16 protein-coding genes and 1 pseudogene are annotated in these 19,510 nt (G+C 35.7%); 2 read left to right on the forward strand and 15 right to left on the reverse strand.

Annotation, left to right across the window (positions count from 1 at the left end):
• Positions 1-2 precede the first annotated feature (2 nt).
• The 13 genes from infB to F5ESL0233_RS04610 all read right to left on the reverse strand — a co-directional run bounded on the left by infB (position 3) and on the right by F5ESL0233_RS04610 (position 16,254).
• A complete protein-coding gene (gene infB, locus F5ESL0233_RS04550; protein ID WP_090092183.1) occupies positions 3-2,645 on the reverse strand; it encodes a translation initiation factor IF-2 in 2,643 nt (880 codons plus the stop codon).
• Positions 2,646-2,649: 4 nt separating this feature from the next.
• Entirely contained in the window at positions 2,650-2,961 is a 312-nt protein-coding gene (locus F5ESL0233_RS04555) for a ribosomal L7Ae/L30e/S12e/Gadd45 family protein (protein ID WP_090092184.1), read from the reverse strand.
• A 2-nt stretch (positions 2,962-2,963) separates the two neighbouring features.
• Complete coding sequence (gene rnpM, locus F5ESL0233_RS04560) at positions 2,964-3,260, reverse strand: RNase P modulator RnpM (protein ID WP_090092186.1); 297 nt, start codon at positions 3,258-3,260, stop codon at positions 2,964-2,966.
• A gap of 17 nt (positions 3,261-3,277) precedes the next feature.
• On the reverse strand, positions 3,278-4,465 hold the full coding sequence (nusA, locus tag F5ESL0233_RS04565) for a transcription termination factor NusA (protein ID WP_090092187.1): 1,188 nt from the start codon (positions 4,463-4,465) through the stop codon (positions 3,278-3,280).
• Positions 4,466-4,483: 18 nt separating this feature from the next.
• Complete coding sequence (gene rimP, locus F5ESL0233_RS04570; RefSeq protein WP_122058973.1) at positions 4,484-4,957, reverse strand: ribosome maturation factor RimP; 474 nt, start codon at positions 4,955-4,957, stop codon at positions 4,484-4,486.
• Positions 4,958-5,062: 105 nt separating this feature from the next.
• Positions 5,063-9,370 carry a PolC-type DNA polymerase III gene (locus F5ESL0233_RS04575; RefSeq protein WP_122058974.1) on the reverse strand — a complete coding sequence of 1,436 codons (4,308 nt, stop codon included), beginning with the start codon at positions 9,368-9,370 and terminating at the stop codon, positions 5,063-5,065.
• 5 nt (positions 9,371-9,375) lie between these two features.
• Entirely contained in the window at positions 9,376-11,076 is a 1,701-nt protein-coding gene (locus tag F5ESL0233_RS04580) for a proline--tRNA ligase (protein WP_090092192.1), read from the reverse strand.
• A 34-nt stretch (positions 11,077-11,110) separates the two neighbouring features.
• Positions 11,111-12,370, reverse strand: a complete 1,260-nt coding sequence (gene rseP, locus F5ESL0233_RS04585; protein ID WP_090092194.1) for an RIP metalloprotease RseP — start codon at positions 12,368-12,370, stop codon at positions 11,111-11,113.
• Between the two features lie 10 nt (positions 12,371-12,380).
• Positions 12,381-13,178: a phosphatidate cytidylyltransferase gene (locus tag F5ESL0233_RS04590; RefSeq protein WP_090092196.1), complete on the reverse strand. Its 798-nt coding sequence runs from the start codon at positions 13,176-13,178 to the stop codon at positions 12,381-12,383.
• 17 nt (positions 13,179-13,195) lie between these two features.
• On the reverse strand, positions 13,196-13,921 hold the full coding sequence (locus F5ESL0233_RS04595) for an isoprenyl transferase (RefSeq protein WP_122058976.1): 726 nt from the start codon (positions 13,919-13,921) through the stop codon (positions 13,196-13,198).
• A gap of 3 nt (positions 13,922-13,924) precedes the next feature.
• On the reverse strand, positions 13,925-14,482 hold the full coding sequence (frr, locus tag F5ESL0233_RS04600; RefSeq protein WP_090092199.1) for a ribosome recycling factor: 558 nt from the start codon (positions 14,480-14,482) through the stop codon (positions 13,925-13,927).
• The gene (gene pyrH, locus F5ESL0233_RS04605) at positions 14,475-15,206 is read right to left on the reverse strand and encodes a UMP kinase (protein WP_090092200.1); all 732 of its coding nucleotides are present in this window, start codon (positions 15,204-15,206) and stop codon (positions 14,475-14,477) included. Before pyrH ends, frr begins: the two co-directional genes overlap by 8 nt.
• A gap of 142 nt (positions 15,207-15,348) precedes the next feature.
• On the reverse strand, positions 15,349-16,254 hold the full coding sequence (locus F5ESL0233_RS04610) for an ROK family protein (RefSeq protein ID WP_090092202.1): 906 nt from the start codon (positions 16,252-16,254) through the stop codon (positions 15,349-15,351).
• Between the two features lie 582 nt (positions 16,255-16,836).
• On the opposite strand from F5ESL0233_RS04610, the gene F5ESL0233_RS04615 reads away from it, so the two are divergent.
• Positions 16,837-17,052: a hypothetical protein gene (locus F5ESL0233_RS04615; protein WP_122058977.1), complete on the forward strand. Its 216-nt coding sequence runs from the start codon at positions 16,837-16,839 to the stop codon at positions 17,050-17,052.
• Positions 17,053-17,101: 49 nt separating this feature from the next.
• Positions 17,102-17,618 (forward strand): annotated as a pseudogene (locus F5ESL0233_RS04620) (family 1 glycosylhydrolase); the annotation flags it as partial.
• A gap of 77 nt (positions 17,619-17,695) precedes the next feature.
• Here the strand turns inward: F5ESL0233_RS04620 and tsf are convergent.
• Both tsf and rpsB read right to left on the reverse strand, forming a co-directional pair.
• The gene (gene tsf, locus F5ESL0233_RS04625) at positions 17,696-18,571 is read right to left on the reverse strand and encodes a translation elongation factor Ts (RefSeq protein ID WP_118897009.1); all 876 of its coding nucleotides are present in this window, start codon (positions 18,569-18,571) and stop codon (positions 17,696-17,698) included.
• 23 nt (positions 18,572-18,594) lie between these two features.
• A complete protein-coding gene (gene rpsB, locus F5ESL0233_RS04630) occupies positions 18,595-19,365 on the reverse strand; it encodes a 30S ribosomal protein S2 (RefSeq protein WP_165777865.1) in 771 nt (256 codons plus the stop codon).
• Positions 19,366-19,510: the final 145 nt, after the last annotated feature.

Genomic DNA, 19,510 nt, shown 5'->3' on the forward strand with positions numbered 1-19,510 from the left:
CACTATTTTTGTGGCTTAACTTCCTGTTGTTCAACTGCTTCCAGCTCATCGCCAATTTTAATGTCATTATAACCTTCGATTGTTAAACCACAGTCAAAGCCCTGCTTAACAATTTTGGTATCATCTTTAAACCGTTTTAATGAACCAACTTTACCAGTATAGATTACAACACCATTACGTATCAAATTAACATCCGCATCACGTGAGATATAGCCTGAATCAACAAAAGCTCCAGCAATAGTGCCGACTTTAGAAACTTTCCATGTTTCACGCACGGTCAAATTCCCAACAACTTTATCTTCATATGTTGGCTCAAGCATTCCTTGCATAGCGGCTTTAACATCATCAATTGCTTTATAAATAACACTATATAAACGTATGTCGACTCCGCCATCTGTTTCCGCCTGCGACTTAGCGGTTACAGTCGGACGAACATTAAAACCAATAATAAATGCGTTCGATGCGGCAGCTAATGTTACATCGGATTCATTAACTGCACCAACACCAGCGTGAATAATATTAACCCGGACACCCTCAACGTCAATTTTTTCAAATGATTGTTGTAAAGCTTCAACAGATCCTTGAACATCAGCTTTTAAGACAACACCAACTTCTTTCATATTCTCTTTCTTCATTGTATCGAAAAGATTATCAAGGGTTACATGTTGTACATTTTCCCTGGATTGCTGTAATGCTTGTTGCGCCCTCTGTTCGCCGACACTACGTGCTGTCTTTTCATCATCAAAGACAACTATCTTATCAGCAGATTCTGGCACATCATTTAGCCCAGTAATTTCAACTGGCATCGATGGGGTAGCTTTTTCAACTTGACGTCCACGATCATTGGTCATTACCCGAACGCGTCCAAAACGATTCCCCACAACAATCGGATCTCCAGTATGCAACGTACCTTGCTGAATTAATAAATCAGCAACTGGACCACGTCCCCGAGATAACCGAGCTTCGATTACTGTACCAATCGCCTTTTGCTTAGGATCAGCCTTTAGTTCCATTAAATCAGCTTGGAGTAAAATCATTTGCAAAAGCTCATCAACATTTTCACCAGTTTTAGCAGATATTTGAACATAAATGGTATCTCCACCATAATCTTCTGGTATTAAATTATATTTCATTAATTGTTCGGTAACATGTTCCGGGTTAGCACCTGGCACATCCATTTTGTTAATTGCAACAATTATTGGCACTTTTGCACTTTTAGCATGATCAATTGCTTCAATAGTTTGTGGCATTACTCCATCGTCAGCTGCAACAACTAAAACAACAATATCTGTTATTTCTGCACCACGTTCACGCATATTTGAAAATGCCGCATGACCTGGAGTATCCAAAAATGTTATTGGCTTATTATCTATTTTTACTTGATAAGCTCCAATTTTTTGAGTAATACCACCAGCTTCATGTGCTGAAACTTGTGTATGGCGTAAGCGATCTAATAAAGTTGTCTTACCGTGATCAACGTGTCCCATAATTGTAACGACTGGTGGGCGTTTAACTTGTAATTTCGAATTTTGCGAAGCTTCCATTTGTTTTTCATAAAGAGTATCAATGTCGGAAATATCTTCATGAATTTTTTCTTCAGCGTTAATCCCATATTCAGCCGCAATTAACTCAATTGCATCTTTATCTAATGATTGATTTTGATTGGTCATCACTCCAAGCATAAATAATTTTTTAACAATTTCTGCTGGTTCACGATGCAATAATTTCCCCAAATCTTGAGCATTCATCCCAACTTCATAAACTAAAGTTTCTGGCAATGGGCGCTCTTTGCGTTGAGTTGGTTGTTTTTTAGGTAATTGTTCAAATTGCCGCTTTTTACCCTTATTTTTGCGCTTTTCTTGATGCTTTGAAAAATTATTGCCAGCATAATTTTGATTTTTTCCCTTACGACCAGGCTTACCAGAATTGCGAGTATGACCATTACCACGCCGATTCTCATCTTTTACAGGCTCTATCGTGGTATTATCTTCAATAACTCGATGCTTATTAACCGAAGATGACGCCTGATTTTGTTTCATTCTTGCTGGCGAAGGCTTAATTATTTTAGGACCGACTGTCTTAGGAGTAACTGCTACTTTTTTAACAGTTTGCTTTTCATTTGAACTTATTTTTTTCACTTCTTCTATTTTTTTAGTTGGCTTTTCTTCATTTGACTTTTCAAAATCATGTCGACTAACCTGTTTTGTTTGCTGATTTAATGAATTTTCTTCAACTCGCTGTTTTTGCTTTAACTGCTTAAGCAAGTCTTGTGCTACCGGCTTAGACGTTTTTTCATTATGATTTGTTTTAATCTTTTGTTTTTTGTTTACTTGATCACGATGCGCCTGATCATTTACACGATTAGTATTCCGCTTTTTAGTAGTCTTTTTTTCATCAACCTTTTTTTCGTTTTTACGAATTGAAGTTACAGAAACTTTGATTTTACTACTTTTCGAAGCGGATTTCTCTTCCTTTTTAGTGGGAGCGGGGTTTTGAAAACTACCCTTTATCTGATTCACTTCTGAATCTTCCAGTGATGACATATGATTCTTTACATTGAAACCGAGTTCTTTCGCTTTATTAACCACAACTTTATTCTCGATGCCTAACTCTTTTGCAATTTCATAAATTCTTGTTCTAGTCATCCAATCACACTCCTTCATTAATCTTTTGTACTAATGCTTTATAAAAACCAATATCAGTAATACCTAATACTTTACGCTTTTTGCCAATTGCATGTGAAATTTCATCACTATTAAAAGCAGAAATAATACTTATCCCACTTTTGGTAGTAATTCTATTGACCTTTTCACTTGTACCTTCATGGCAGTCATTAGCCAAAATAACAACTTTGATTTTCTTTGCTTTAAGACCCGCAAGAACAAGTTCCTGACCTGAAATTATTTTCCCAGCTCGCTCCGCAAGACCTAGCAAATTCAACGCTTTTTGTCTACTTTGCAAATCTAACTATCACCAAATAATTCTTTTCTTGCCTTTTGATGATCGACATAAGCATATAACTCGTCATAGAATGCTGCTGAAATTTTAGTTCCGAGACTGCGATCTAACACGCCTTTTTCTTGTGCAGACTTAATTTTAGTAGGATCTAATGAAACATAAGCACCACGACCTGGCTTTTTACCAGTTGGGTCAACAAAAACATTTTTTTCTTTATCAATTACAATGCGAACTAACTCTTTTTTAGGTTGCATACTATTAGTTAATAAATCTTTTCGCATTGGAATCTTTCTTTTTTTCAAAAAAATTCCTCCTTGCCTTATTCATTATCAATATGCTCATTTATTTCTAAATTTTGCTTAGTCTCTTGTATATCACTCAATTGGTCTTCATTGTCAGTACCTGATTGTTTCTCATTTGATACAGAATCAGTGCTTTCTTCTGTATTGTCATTTGCTTCATCAACAAACTCAACTTCAGATTCTGGTCTAATGTCAATTTTATAGCCAGTTAAGCGTGCAGCTAAGCGAACATTCTGCCCCTTCTTACCAATAGCAAGTGATAATTGATAATCAGGTACAATTACCAATGCACTTTTTTCATCTGCTTCATCGCCAAATTGAACTGCAATAACTTCTGCAGGATTTAGGGCATTAGCAATAAAGTCTGACGGATCTTGCTCGTAATTGACAATATCAATATTTTCACCATCAAGTTCATTAACGACATTTTGCACACGTGTACCACGTTGACCAACACAGGTTCCAACAGGATCAATATTAGGATCATTTGATTTTACCGCGATTTTAGTTCTATCACCAGCTTCACGCGCAATAGAAATGATTTCAACTGTACCATCAAAAATTTCTGGGACTTCCTGTTCAAATAATCTTTTAACCATATCTGGTGCAGTTCGTGAAACTGTAATTTGAGCTCCTTTGGAATCAGAACCAACATGAGTTACTAGTACACGAATTTGATCTTGAGGATTATAAATTTCATTTGGCATTTGATCATTGCGAGGCATAACAGCTTCTACATTACCAATTTTAACATAGACAAAGCGATTATCACGTCTTTCAACTGTTCCAGTAATTAATTCATCTTCGTACTTTGAATATTCACTAATTATCTGATTTCTTTCAGCTTCACGTAAATGTTGCATGATAACTTGTTTGGCTGTTTGAGCTGCAATGCGACCGAAGTTCTTTGGTGCAACTTCAAAGCGAATTGTATCCCCTAATTCATATGCACGGTTGATTGCTAAAGCATCTTTTAAACTAATTTCTAGTCGATCATCATGAACTTCTTCCACAACAACCTTCTCAGTCATTAACCTAAAGTCGCCCTTACGTTCATCAAATTTAACTACAACATTAGTTGCTTGGTTATAATTCTTTTTATATGCTGCAACGAGGGCTGCTTCAATTGCTTCAACAATTACCTCTTGCTTAATACCTTTTGTTTCTTCTAAAGTAGCAAACGCCTCTAGCATTTCTTTAGACATAAGTTTTAATCAACCTTTCTAAAATTCAATTGCAAATCGAACATTTGCAACTAGTTTACGGGGAATAGTTAACTGCTTCCGCCTTGTTTTAATTTTAATTTCCAATTTTATCTCGTCATTAGTATATGACTTTAAAATACCTTCATATTCTTTTTGGTTATCGATTTTTTGATAAAGTGCAATGTGAATGTAATTATTCAAAGCCTTTTGCCAATCATTATTAGTTTTTATTGGTTGCTCAATACCAGGAGAAGAAACTTCTAAAATATAGGGGTCAGGAAATGGATCAGGGCTTAATTCATCTAACTTAGTAGAAATCAGCTCACTAAGCCCAGCAATTTCATCCATATCAATTCCATCATCTCGATCCACATATATGCGTAAATAATTTTGTCCTTTTTCTTTCACATATTCACTATCTACCAATTCATCTCCACGTGACTTTATAATTGGGATAATTTCTGCAAGAACAGCTTCTTTAACTTTCGCCAAGTACTTTCCTCCGTAATAAAAAGAGTGAGCAATCAATGCTCACTCCGAATCACTTATTCGAACTTCTTTATCAATTATATCATATTTATACTAATACTGCAAAAATCAAAAGAGTGATAGTTGATTTTGATCAGGCAAGCCTTCCAAAACGCCATTTTCTTCTAAATAGTCCATGATTGTCTGCGATACTTTGCCCCTTTTTGCCAAATCTTCTTTTGATAAAAATTCTTGTTCTGCTCGTGCAGCAACAATTTGTTTTGCAGCATTTATCCCTAAGCCAGGAACGGCATTAAATGGCGCTAAAATTGTATGTTGGTCAACAATTGTAAAATTAGTTGCTTCAGATTTATTAATATCAACCATTTTTATACTAATACCACGTTCAAGACACTCATTAGCAATTTCTAAAACAGTTAATAGACTTTTATCTTTAGCAGAAGCATCATTACCTTTGGCTTGAAGGTCACTCATTGCCTTTTTAACAGTATTTTTACCATGACTCATTGCTACTAAATCAAACAGATCAGCCCGAACTGAAAAATAAGCAGTGTAATATATTTCAGGATAGTAAACTTTAAACCAAGCAATTCTTAAGGCCATTAAAATATAAGCAGTAGCGTGGGCCTTCGGAAACATATATTTTATCTTCAAACAAGACTGAATATACCAACTAGGAATTTTATTATTTTCTTGTAAAACAGCCATGTCTTCCTCACTGATACCACGACCATGCCGAACCGATTCCATAGTCGAAAAGGCAACTTCAGGTTTAACACCCCAGTGAATAAGATCTGTCATAATATTATCACGACAACCAATTACATTTTTTAGTTTGCAAATACCATTATTAATTAGTTCCTCTGCATTACCTAACCAGACATCCGTCCCATGAGAAAGACCAGAAATCTGTAATAGTTCGGAAAAAGTAGTTGGCTTAGTTTCTTCAAGCATACCACGAACAAATCTCGTTCCAAATTCTGGTACTCCTAAAGTTCCAGTTTTAGATTGTATTTGCTCTGGTGTCACTCCTAAGATATCAGGACTAGAAAATAATGACATAACGCCGGGATCATCAGGTGGAATAGACAGTGGGTCTACTCCTGATAGGTCTTGAAGCATTCTAATCATCGTTGGATCATCATGTCCTAAAATATCAAATTTCAATATATTGTCATGAATCGAATGAAAATCAAAATGAGTTGTTTTCCATGTTGCATTAACATCATCTGCTGGGTATTGTACTGGAGTAAAATCATAAATATCCATATCATCCGGAACTACAACAATACCAGCTGGATGTTGCCCAGTTGTTCGTTTTACTCCGCTGACTCCTGCTGCTAAACGATCTAATTCTGCTCTTCGCAGATTTAACTCTTTTTCATCATCGTAATGTTTAGCATAACCATATGCTGTTTTATCTGCAACTGTCGCAATTGTCCCAGCTCGATAAGAATTTACGGGGCCAAACATCACCCGAATAAAATTATGTGCCACTGGTTGATAGTCACCAGAAAAGTTCAAATCAATATCTGGAACTTTATCTCCGTGAAAACCTAAAAAAGTGGCAAAAGGTATATCTTGGCCGTCTTTGACCAAATCTGTATCACATTTGGGACACTTTTTATCAGGTAAATCATAGCCAGAACCATATTCACCATTCTCAAAAAATTGGGAATATTTACATTTCGGACAACGATAATGCGGCGCGAGTGGATTAACTTCCGTAATTCCAGACATTGTTGCAACAAGACTAGAACCAACTGAACCACGTGAACCAACTAAATAACCGTCTTTATTTGACTTGGCAACTAATCGTTGTGATATTAAGTAAATTACTGCATAGCCATTTGAAATAATCGAATGCAATTCCATATCAACACGGTCTTGAACTAGCTTAGGTAGCGGATTGCCATAAAGCTCATGCGCTTTATCATACGTCAGCTTTTTCATTTCTTCATCAGCATTTTCAATATGTGGCGGATAAAGTCCATCTTTAATTGGTGCAATTTCTTCAACTGATTTAGCAATTTTATTTGGATTTGTAATAACAATTTCTTGAGCCGCTTCTTCACCTAAAAAGCTAAAAGCATCTAGCATTTCTTGAGTAGTATAAAAATGCAAATCAGGTTGTTTTTTATTTCGATCAGGGTTACCCCTTTGCGCAGAAATTAAAATTGTCCTGTAAATAGCGTCATGCGGTTCAACGTAATGGGCATCTCCAGTTGCAACAACGGGCTTATTTAATTCTTGCCCTAATTGATATATATTACTTAAAATTTCTTCTAATTCTGCTTCATCAGCAATTAAGTGATTGTCAATCATTGCGGCGTAATTTGCAGGTGGTTGAATTTCCAAATAATCATAAAATTCTGCCTTCTTGCGTGCTTCATCATAGCCTTTTTGCATCATTGCAGTAAAAACTTCACCTTCACCGCAGCCAGATCCATAAAGCAAGCCTTCATGGTTTTCAATTAAATCAGATTTAGGGGTACGTGGAATACGATAAAAGTCTTCAGTGCTCGCAATAGAAACTAAACGATACATATTTTTTAAGCCAGCTTGAGTTTGAGCCAATATAGACATATGTTGCGGTCGTGCTCTTTTAAACACTTGACCATGGGCAGCATAATCATTCATTTTTCCCAAATCGGCCTCACCAAATTTTTCAGTAAAGGCAGTAAGTAGTTTAAACATTAAATAACCCGTTGCTTCTGCATCTTGATTTGCTCTGTGATGATGTTCAAGTACAACATTGTATTTTTTAGCTAATGAATCGAGGGTGTGTCGCGTTTGTTCTGGATGAAGGAGCCTTGAAATTTCAAGGGTATCAACTACTGGCTGTGTGATTTCACTCAAATTTGCTCTTTTTAAAGCAACATTTACAAAACCGACATCAAATTGAACATTATGACCACAAAGCGGCCTTGCACCATAAAAATCCTGAAACTGTTTAATTACAACGTCTTCATCATCAGCAGCCTTTACCATTTCATCAGTAATAGAAGTTAAGTTAATCGTTTGTTCACTTAGAGGGTGATGCGGATTTATAAATTTATCAAACCGATCAATTACTTCGCCATTTTTCATTTTTACAGCACCAATTTCGATAATAGTGTCATAAACTGACGATAATCCAGTTGTTTCAACATCAAAAATTACGAATTCTTGATCTTCATATTTCATTGGCGCAGGATTAAGGATCAATAAGGCATGATCATCAATCATATTTGCTTCAAGACCATAAACAATCTTTATACCATTCTTCTTGCCAGCATTATAAGCTTCAGGAAAGGCTTGTACATCTGCATGATCTGTAATAGCAATCGCCTTTTGCCCAAATCGTTTAGCTGCTAAAACAAAATCAGTCGCTGTATTAGTTGCATCAAGCTGACTCATATTAGTATGCAAATGCAATTCAATACGCTTCTCTTCACCTTTATACTTTTCAATTCTCTCAGTATGCTCAACTACTTCAAAAGAAGAAATATTGAAAACAACGTCGTGGCTCCATTGATCTTCAGCTGCAGTACCCTGCATCTTAGCCCAAGTTCCCCGTTTCAATTTACTAATATTTTCTAGTTGCTCATCATCCGAAATAAACTTTTTGAATGAAATTGAATCAGTATAATCAGTAATTTCTCCCATATAAATATGAGAGCCGTTTTTAAGTTCCCGTACATCAGTATTAAAAATGTTGCCCTCAATAACCACATTTCTGGTTCCGGCAATAATATCCTTAATTTGAGTTACTGTCATTTTTTTATCAAGTGTTCGGTTACCATAGCGCGTTTTTTTAGTTTGATAAATCGGTTTTTTAGAGTATTCCTTTGGTGGGGTTGCCAAATAAGCCTCTTGCATATTTTGCTCATGCTGCTCCTGTAATTGCTGTAAACTTGCTAAATTACTTTGTGAGCTGGCCTCATCGATTTCCGTTACAAACTTTAAATTGAAAAAGCCGTAATCTCTCATTTCAATTGCTAACTGGTCTAATACCTTTTGTTCCAATAACCCATCTACCACTAAATTGTCAACCGGAATAATCCACCGTCCATCTTCTTTTCGCGGTTGATGGCTTGCAATGAACTCTCGTGCAACTGGTTGCAATAGTTGCGAGGTTTGAACTGCATATTGCCAATAGTCAGTTAAATAATTATCATCTCCGTTTTCTGATCGCACAAACAAATGTGTTTTAACAAATGAAGAAAAGCTTGCCGTCATTGCCTTATTTAGAGCATCATAAGTGGCAAACTTTAACGGTGTAGCAAAAAGAACATGGATATCCCATCTATGCTCTTTAGCGTAAACATCCACGTTCTCAATTTGGCCCTTTTGCAGTATATCCTCATCTTCAAATTGTTTAGGGAAATTAATCTGCTCTAACAGGCGTAAGAAAAGTTCGTTTTTATTCGTCACGAAAATTATCCTAACTCTTTATTTACAAAATCTGCTAGTTCAGTAGTTGTCATCTCAGTAGCCACTTCATCACTTGGTCGCTTAACTTCAATAATTCCTTCACTAGCCTTTTTACCAATTGTAATACGAACGGTAGCACCAATCAAATCAGCATCAGCAAATTTAACACCGGGACGTTCATTGCGGTCATCGTATAAAACATCATAATTTTTACTGAACTCTGCTTCAAGTTGCTCAGCTAATCTAGTCTGTGCTTCATCTTTCATTTTCATTTGGACTATGTGCAAATTGAATGGAGCAATTTCTTTTGGCCATGCAATACCAAATTTCGTCAAATGCTGCTCAATTACAGCTGATAAAACACGTGTAACGCCAATACCGTATGAGCCCATAATCACTGGTTGTGATTTTCCATTTTGATCTAAAAAATCAGCTCCCATTTTTTCAGTATAATATGTACCAAGTTTAAAAATATGTCCTACTTCAATTGAAGTAGTAAATTTAAGCGGTAAATGGTCGACTGGATCAGGTTCACCTTCATTGGCAACACGAAGATCACTGACTTGGTCAATTTTAAGATCACGATCAAAATTAACGTTCTTTAATTGGTAACCATTCTCATTTGCGCCAACAACAGTATTGACTAAATTCTTAATTGTTTCATCAGCAATAATTTGATCAGCCCAGGTAGCATTTATTGGACCTACGCTTCCCTTTTTCAAGCCAGTAAGCTGGTATAATTCATCATCACTAGCGACTCTTACTGAATCTGCATCAAGTAGATGAGTAAGCTTTACTTCATTAACTTGCTTATCACCACGAATTAAGACCAGTACATGATCTTTTTCATTAACTATATAAAGGATGCTTTTTACAATTTTAGTTGCTGGCACATTTAAAAATTTCGTTAAATCAGCAATGGTTTCTTGTCCTGGAGTGGCAACCTTAACAATTGCTTCTTCCTTTTCTTGACTAGGCTTGAAAGTATCAACACTAACCGCCATTTCTAAATTAGCAGAGTATGTATTAGTTTCGTTAGTGGCAATTGTATCTTCTCCAATAGCTGCCGGAGCTTGGAATTCAGTAGAATTTTTACCACCCATGGTACCAGAATCGGCAATTACTGCTGTCACATTAACTCCACAACGTTTGAAAATAGCTTCAAATGCCTTCTTTTCATCATTAAATTGTTCATCCAATTGTTCTCTAGTAGCAGCGAAACTATAGGCATCCAGCATAATGAATTCACGCGTTCTTAATAAACCAAACCGTGGCCGATTTTCATCACGAAATTTATTTTGAATTTGGTATAAAGCAATTGGCATTTGCTTATAGCTTTTGATGCTTTTAGCAACAATTTGCGTAAATGTTTCCTCATGAGTCGGTCCTAGTAAACTTTGCCGACCATGCCGATCATTTAATCTAAACATTTCTAAACCGTATTTTTGCCAACGCCCTGATTCTTCCCATAATGAAGCAGGTAGTAATTCTGGCATAGCCATTTCCGGCACATTGATTTTGGCCATTTCTTCTTTTATTATCTGTTCAACTTTGGTTAAGACGCGATAACCTAATGGTAAATATGCATAAACACCAGCAGTTACTTGCCGAACATAACCACCCCGAAGCATCAGCTTGTGACTAGCCGCAACTGCATCAGCTGGAGCCTCCTTTAAAGTAGGTATAAATAATTTAGATTGACGCATTAATTTCTCCCCCAAAATAACTTTTTAAAAAATTCTATTTAATAAAATAGCGATATATGTCATTGCCAGTCACTGCAATAATCAAAATAAGTAACAGTCCAAAACCGATTAGTTCTACTAACGCCTCATGATCTTCTGAAATTGGTTTACCACGAACAATTTCAATTAAATTAAGCAAAAACTTTCCTCCATCTAAACCAGGAATTGGAATCATGTTTACAATCCCCAAGTTTATTGAAATCATCGCTAAAAATGCCAAAATATACGGTAACCCTAATTGTGATACTTGTGATGTTTGTGAATATATTCCAACTGGACCTGATAGTTTATTTAAACTAAAATGTCTGAACAATCCACCAACAGCATTAAAAATCATTCCAGTTGTTGATACGGCCATCTCCCATCCTCGTTGAGCCTTGGCAGAAATATGCTCATCACTTTGTGCATGGATTCCGATTTGATAGATGGTTTGGCCCTGAACTTTAATTGATTTTGGCTTAACACTAGCTGTCTTTGTTTGACCATCTTTATTAATAAAGGAAACTTTAATATTTTTTCCCTTACTATGATTAATAAAGTCAGAAACCTCTTGAAAAGTAGTAATCTTGTAATTGTTAATTTTAATTAGTCTAGAGCCTGGTTCGATTTTCGCCAATTTAGCAGGTGAATTAGTATCGACATGACTAACAGTTGTTGTAGCTGGACCTGGAATTGTAAAGGTCCAAATCATAAAAACAACAAAGCCCAAAATAATATTCATTAATGGACCAGCGATATTAGTCGCTAATTTTTGCCAAACATTGGCTTCTTGAAATTGAGTATCACGCGGAGCAATAATTAATTCGGTTTTTGTTTGATCGATTATAGTAGCATCATGATTAACATGATAGGTTACTCGATCTGCCTCATTGCCATTTTCATATCCTGAAATAAATAACTCATCAACCAAATCAGCTTTTGTAATTAAGACTGGGATGCCCTCAATTGGCACATCTGATTTAGAAGCATCAATTTTGATAACTTCGTTTTGCTCATTTAACTGTAGAATCACCGTCATCCCGGGTTCAAGTGCTGTGTCGTCATCTTTACCTGCTAAACGAACATAGCCACCTAATGGCAGCCAACGGATGGTATACGTGGTTGGATTACGACGCACTTGAAAAAGTTTTGGCCCCATTCCAATTGAAAATTCACGTACCAAAATACCACATTTTTTAGCAACAATGAAGTGCCCGAATTCATGGACAAAAACTAACAACCCAAATACAATTAAAAAAATTAGTATACCTTTCAAAAGAAATCTCCTAGTGGACAATACCTAATAAAGCAGCAAAAACTGGCAAAACAAACAGCATACTGTCGAATCTGTCTAAAATTCCACCATGACCAGGCAAAATTTTACCAGAATCTTTTACATTATAAAAACGCTTGTAGGCAGATTCAACTAGGTCCCCCATCTGGCCAACAATGGATAAGATTAAAGCAAAAATCACCAATTCAATTAAAGAATAACCTAATGGAACAAAATAGGCATAAATTGTTGCACAAATAACTGCGCAAATTGTTCCTCCAATTGAACCTTCCCAAGTTTTATTGGGACTAATCACTGGCCATAATTTATGTCGACCAATTTTTCGACCGATCATATAAGCCCCTGTGTCTGTTAACCAAACCACTACAAATACATAGCAAAGTAAAGCCAGTCCATGCGAACTATTTCTAATTCCTGCCATATAGTGAAAGCCAGTGCCAATATACAGTGATCCCAAAGTATAAACACCAATATCATCAAAATTTGTTTTATTCTTTGATAAAACAGTCCATGTTAACATTAACATGATTAATGCAAAATAGATGCCATACTTAGTCCAATTAAATGGCATTGCCTTAATAAAGGTATCTGGAATTGCCCAAGTTATCGTTGCCAATAATGCTAATACAAAATTAACTGATACTAAAATTTGCTTTTTCATTAAAAATATTTCACTGATTCCAATTGCTGCAAAAGCAACAGTGAGCCAGTCCATCCAAAGCCCACCTGCCCAAACAATCGGAATAAACAAAATTAAAGCAATAATTGCTGTGATTACACGTTGTTTCATATATTTACCTAACTACCTTATTCATCAAGTTTACCAAATCGACGATGACGATTTTCAAAGTCGTTGACAAATTCTTGTAAATCATTTTTATTAAAATCCGGCCAATTTTTCGAACTAAAAGCCAATTCAGAATAAGCAAGTTGCCAAAGCATAAAATTAGAAATTCTTTGTTCGCCAGAAGTTCTAATTAACAAGTCTGGTTCTTGAAATTTACCAAAATTAGCGGTCATTAAATGTTGAGCAATCATTTTTTCATCAATCTGTGCACTAGTTAATTGCCCCATTTCAATTAGAGACCCTAATTCTTGCATAGCTGTTAGAATCTCTCTTCTTGAGCCGTAATTAAAAGCAAAATTCAAGATTAATCCGGTATTATCAGCTGTTTCAGCCATTGCCTGTTGTACAACATCGTATGTTTTACTTGGCAATTCGTCAAGATAGCCCATAATGTTAACCTTAACATTATTTTCCATTAGCGTAGGCATAAACTTATCAAAAAAGCGTACTGGTAAATTCATTAAATACGCAACTTCTTCTTTGGGACGAGCCCAATTTTCAGTTGAGAAGGCGTACAATGATAGAACTCTAATTCCCAGTTCATTAGCGGCTAAGGTAATACGTTCGACATTATACATTCCTTCTCGATGCCCCATAATGCGTTGCTTACCTTGTTGTGTAGCCCATCGCCCGTTGCCATCCATAATAATGGCAAGATGGTTTAACTGATTCCTTTTTTCTACCATTACTTATCCTTGAGTAATTTCTTTTCGTTTTTTATCTGCTAACACATCGATGTTTTTAGTTGCTTCATCAGTAACCTTTTGAACCTGCTTTTCTAAGTTTCGCTGTTCATCTTCAGTTATTTCATCATCTTTTTGCAATTTTTTCAAACTATTCATTGCATCGCGACGCACATTTCTAACCGCAATTTTACCTTCTTCAGCCATTTTATTTACTTCTTTAGCAATTTCTTGACGCCTTTCTCCAGTCAATTGCGGAATTACTAACCGAATAACTTTACCATCATTGGCTGGGGTTAGCCCCAGGTTAGAAGCTAACAAAGCATGTTCGATATTATCAATACTAGTTTGATCATATGGTGTAATCAATAGCACACGTGGTTCGGGAATTGTTACACTGGACATTTGTGTTAAAGGCGTTGGGGCACCATAATAGTCAACTTTAATTCCATCTAAAATCGCTGCATTGGCAACCCCAGCTCTAACCGTGCCCAGATTCTTTTCAAAAACATGAATCGATTTATCCATATTTTCCTTTGCCTTATTAATAACTTCGTTACTCATTTTTTCCTCCTTCAATCATTGTACCAATATTTTCACCCATGACAGCTCGCTTAATATTACCTTCAGTATTAACGTTAAATACAATTAGAGGTATATTTGTATCCATTGAAAGTGAGCTTGCCGTTCGATCCATAACTTTTAAGTTCTTTGAAATAACATCAAGTTGGGTCAACTCAGTATATTTAGTGGCATTAGGATCAATTTTGGGATCAGCAGTATAAACACCATCAACACCGTTTTTGGCCATTAAAATTACATCTGCACCAATTTCTGCTGCCCGAAGAGCTGCCGTTGTATCAGTTGAAAAATATGGGTTACCAGTACCTCCACCCATAATAATTACGCGTCCTTTTTCTAAATGACGAATTGCTTTTCTTCTAATATATGGCTCAGCAATTTGTCTCATCTCAATTGAAGTTTGCAATCTAGTAGGAACACCTACATGTTCTAATCCATCTTGAAGTGCTAAACCGTTCATTATGGTAGCTAACATCCCCATATAATCAGCTTGAGAGCGTTCCATTCCTAGCTTAGCACCAGTTTCACCGCGCCACATATTGCCACCACCACAAACAATGCCAATTTCGACGCCTAAGTCGTGAACCGCCTTTATTTCTTGTGCTAAATGACTGATAACTGTAGGATCAATTCCCGTACCTTTAGTTCCAGCTAATGCTTCACCGGAAATTTTTAAAACGACTCGCTTATATTTAACTTCAGTCATGACAACCTCCTCTATTAACTTAAATTATTCTACCATATAAAGCATACAAATGTAGTACATCAAAACAGCCGGATTCAGTAACCAATCTTAACTAACTTATTTTAACAAAAAATCCATTCCTAAAGAATGGACTTTCACAATATTATTTTTCATTATTGACTTGCAACAATAGATTATAAAGCGCCCCATAAAGATTCGAATCATTTCTAAACTTGGCAGAAACGATATTAGGTTTGACCAAAGTTTGACCAATAATTGGGTTATCTATTGTAGTAAAACGGTCGTAGGCTGCATTAATTTCCTCGATTAAAATTGATTGTGCACTAATACCACCACCAATTGCTACTTTATTAATATCAATAACCGTTTGCAGATTTAAAATTAGAATTGCAATTTTTAAACAATACTCATTAAAAATTGCCACAGCTTCTGGAACTTGATTTTTTATTGCGGCAAAAGCATACTTACCATCAGTCTCATCTTGATAGTGCAGCACCTGATTAATTTTTCTAATAAACTGCACAGCTGAACCGCGATATGCCATACTACCCAGCATTGTCTTTGCTTGCGAACTATCACAAATCATAAAGCTCAATTCTCCAGCTTGTGCATGTACCCCAGATAATAAATGACCATCAATCATGATGCCACCACCAACTGCCGTACCCAAAGTAATAGCGGCACAATTCTTTTCCCCTTTTAGATTACCTAACCAACTTTCTGCTAAAATGCTTGCTTTTCCGTCGTTAATTACTGCTACTGGAAAATCATATTTATCACCATATACTTGTGCAAAATCAATGCCATCTAAAAAAGGTAGCGCCCCACCAAAGCAAATTTTTGTTTTATCAATTTTACCAGGAGCGCAAACTGCCAGCCCCTTCAGGTTAGCTACATCTTGTTGGATTATCTTATCGATACTATTAAGAAAATCAACTTTATTTTTTGAAGTTTCAATTTTACCCTTATTAATAATTTTCCCAGATGAACTTAAATGGGCGTACTTAACTTCAGTACCGCCAATATCAATGCTTAAATAGTTTTTCATAATTTTCTTTCATTTATAACTTTCTAATATCTTAATTAGATTCTATAATTTTACAATAGAAAAAGTAAAAATAACAACTGAAAGAATAAACTTAATGGTAAAACTTTTCATGTTTCTTACTTATAATTAGCTGTTTTCTTCAATTTTAACCATACATTCAATGATTAACTCGACAAAAAGAGAAACTAATGACTGGATATCAAATGAAGCGTCATAGACAAATGACTACCTGGCAAAACAATTAAATGCCTAAAGTCTTTTCTGAGACTCGCATCTGGATTAAAAGTAACTAAATAAGTTATGATCAGACTTAGATTTTCACTTAAAGATATTACCAGAACAAATAAAAAAATTTAGAAGATATTGATAAAATTCTAGGTGTTGTGTGTGCAGGTGAGTAATACCTAGAATTTTAGGGTCAAACTTACTTCCAACTTATAGTGCAGTCGTTCAAAACTTTAACTTAACTACAGAAAAACCTGTCAATGAAAATCTTGATAACCCAGCAAATATCTAGCAAAACGTTGGTAGTAAAACCATAGGGTTTATTCCAGCAGCATTACTCCAATGATCGCAGGAGGAATGATCAAAGTAGTTTTGATCTTAATTACTACATTTGTTAATTCAAATTTTGTTAAAACCTCTAGTTATATGCTACTTTCTGCTATCGGAGATGCCCCTATTTACTTCATGCCAATTGTAGTCGCATATGGCGCTGCAACCAAATTAGTTGGAACGCCAACACTTTTTACCCTCCCGGTAAGAATTTTGAATTATGAGACTTCCTTATGGAATTAGTGGTCTAAACAAGATTAAAATGGAAGCTGAAGATATAACTACACTTAAAAATAGTCAATTGGATTTTATTACCTTTAGCTATTACCGTTCGACCATTTCAAAAACCGGTGATTCTTGGTTTAATATCGGTGTATTTACCTAATCCATATTTAAAAGTAACCAAATGGTTATGGGGACTCGATCCTCTTGGCTTACGCTATACAATGAACATGATTTATGATCGAATTCAAAAACCAATCTTTATTGTAGAAAATGGCTTAGGAGCTATTGATCAGCCAGACGAAAATAATTATGTAGAAGATAATTATCGAATTGACTACTTACAGAAACATCTTTCAGCAATGGCTGATGCAATTAATATTAACAAAGTTCATGTATTGGCTATACCATGTGGGCTCCAATTGATTTGATTTCACTTTCAACCGGAGAAATGAAAAAAAGATATGGCTTTGTATATGTAGATATGGATGACTTAGGAAATGGTAGTTTAAAAAGAATTCCAAAAAAATCGTTTAAATGGATAAAAAAACATAATCAAAACTAATGGAAAAGCATTAGATAATTAGTTCAAATTAACCAATAATTGTAATAAATAAAAAAGGGGGTCTCTTTTAGAGACATCCCCTTTTTATTTATATCCGACTTACTTCATTTGTTCTTGTACTTCAGCCGCAAAATCTTCTTGTTTCTTTTCAATACCTTCGCCCACTTCGTAGCGAGTAAATGCAGCTACTTCACAGCCTACTGATTTAGCGTACTCAGCAACTGTCATATCGCCATCCTTAACGTAAGGTTGATCAACCAAGCAAATTTCACTTAAGTACTTATTAACCCGACCTTCAACAATCTTAGGAATAATGTTAGCAGGCTTGCCTTCATTTTCAGTTTCCTTAGTAAAGACTTCTTTTTGACGATCAAAGTCAGCCTTTGGCACTGATTCTTTATTCAAATATTCAGGATTTATTGCTGCTACGTGCATTGCAATATTCTTAGCTGCTTCTTCGTTATCACCCTTTAAAGTAACAACAGCAACAATTGCACCACCGTTATGCTTGTATGCGCCAAAGACTTCATCATCATTCTTAGAAATCAAGTCAAATCTTCTTAAAGTGATCTTTTCACCAATGACAGCCGTTAAGTTAGTAATCTCATCACCAATAGTTGAGTCACCCATAGGTGCCTTCAATGCTTCTTCGACATTTGCTGGTTTAGCACTTAAAATTGCCTTAGTAACGTCATCAACTAATTTAATAAACTTATCGTTTGATGAAACAAAATCAGTTTCGGAGTTAATCTCAACTAAAACAGCATCGTTGCCTTCAAATGCAAATTCAGCTAGACCTTCAGCTGCGATACGACCACTCTTTTTAGCAGCTTTAGCAACACCATTTTCTCTTAAGATATCAATTGCCTTTTCCACATCTCCGTTAGCTTCAACTAAAGCCTTCTTGGAGTCCATCATACCGGCACCAGTACGATCACGTAACTCTTTAACTTGTTTAGCAGTAATGTTAGCCATTAAAGTTTCCTTCCAAATAAAAACTAATTTTCATCTGAAACTTCTTCAGTTTCAGTAACTTCTTCGCTACTCTCAGTCAATTCAGTTTCAACTTTTTCTTCATTATCATCTTGACCTTGCTTACCTTCAATAACAGCATCAGCCATTGCGCCTGAAATTAGACGGATAGCACGGATAGCATCATCATTTGAAGGGATAACAACATCAACTGGATCCGGATCAGTATTAGTATCAACCATAGCAACAACCGGAATACCTAAAATATTAGCTTCATGAACTGCAATCTTTTCCTTCTTAGGATCAACTACAAATAATACATCAGGAATTCTTGGCATATCTTCAATACCACCTAAGAATCTCTCTAATTTATCCATTTCTTTAGTAAGAAGTGAAGCTTCCTTCTTTGGTAATCTGTCAAAAGTACCATCTTCTGACATCTTCTTTAAGTCTTTAAGTCTTTGTACTCGGCTTTGGATTGTCTTCCAGTTAGTTAAAGTACCACCTAGCCAACGTTGGTTAACATAATATTGACCAGCACGAGTGGCTTCTTCAGCAATTGAATCTTGCGCTTGCTTCTTAGTACCAACAAATAAAATAACACCATTATTTTGAGCAACAGCTCTAATAAAGTCATGCGCATCATCTAGCATCTTGATTGTCTTTTGCAAATCAATGATGTAGATGCCATTTCTCTGCGTGAAGATGTATGGAGCCATCTTAGGATCCCATCTTCTAGTTTGGTGTCCAAAGTGAACACCAGCTTCAAGTAATTGTTTCATTGAAACTACTGACATAATAAATTCCTCCTATGGTTTTGTTCCTCTCAAGCGGTCATTTTAACGATTCACCAATGTCTGGCACCAAAACGTTAATCGCCCTTGATGTTTTATCCATGTACTTATAGCACACTAGAGAATGATACTAAATTTTTATTAAAGA

The organism is Lactobacillus sp. ESL0233 (assembly GCF_003692995.1).
GTDB classification, from domain to species: Bacteria; Bacillota; Bacilli; order Lactobacillales; family Lactobacillaceae; genus Lactobacillus; species Lactobacillus bombicola.

Bases quoted from the DNA above. Each gene is read 5' to 3' on its own strand.
- F5ESL0233_RS04595 (WP_122058976.1), bottom strand. From the start codon at position 13,921: ATGGTAGAAAAAAGGAATCAGTTAAACCATCTTGCCATTATTATGGAT.
- F5ESL0233_RS04590 (WP_090092196.1), bottom strand. From the start codon at position 13,178: ATGAAACAACGTGTAATCACAGCAATTATTGCTTTAATTTTGTTTATT.
- pyrH (WP_090092200.1), bottom strand. From the start codon at position 15,206: ATGACTGAAGTTAAATATAAGCGAGTCGTTTTAAAAATTTCCGGTGAA.
- infB (WP_090092183.1), bottom strand. From the start codon at position 2,645: ATGACTAGAACAAGAATTTATGAAATTGCAAAAGAGTTAGGCATCGAG.
- F5ESL0233_RS04610 (WP_090092202.1), bottom strand. From the start codon at position 16,254: ATGAAAAACTATTTAAGCATTGATATTGGCGGTACTGAAGTTAAGTAC.
- F5ESL0233_RS04615 (WP_122058977.1), top strand. From the start codon at position 16,837: ATGATCAAAGTAGTTTTGATCTTAATTACTACATTTGTTAATTCAAAT.
- nusA (WP_090092187.1), bottom strand. From the start codon at position 4,465: ATGTCTAAAGAAATGCTAGAGGCGTTTGCTACTTTAGAAGAAACAAAA.
- frr (WP_090092199.1), bottom strand. From the start codon at position 14,482: ATGAGTAACGAAGTTATTAATAAGGCAAAGGAAAATATGGATAAATCG.
- rpsB (WP_165777865.1), bottom strand. From the start codon at position 19,365: ATGTCAGTAGTTTCAATGAAACAATTACTTGAAGCTGGTGTTCACTTT.
- F5ESL0233_RS04580 (WP_090092192.1), bottom strand. From the start codon at position 11,076: ATGCGTCAATCTAAATTATTTATACCTACTTTAAAGGAGGCTCCAGCT.
- tsf (WP_118897009.1), bottom strand. From the start codon at position 18,571: ATGGCTAACATTACTGCTAAACAAGTTAAAGAGTTACGTGATCGTACT.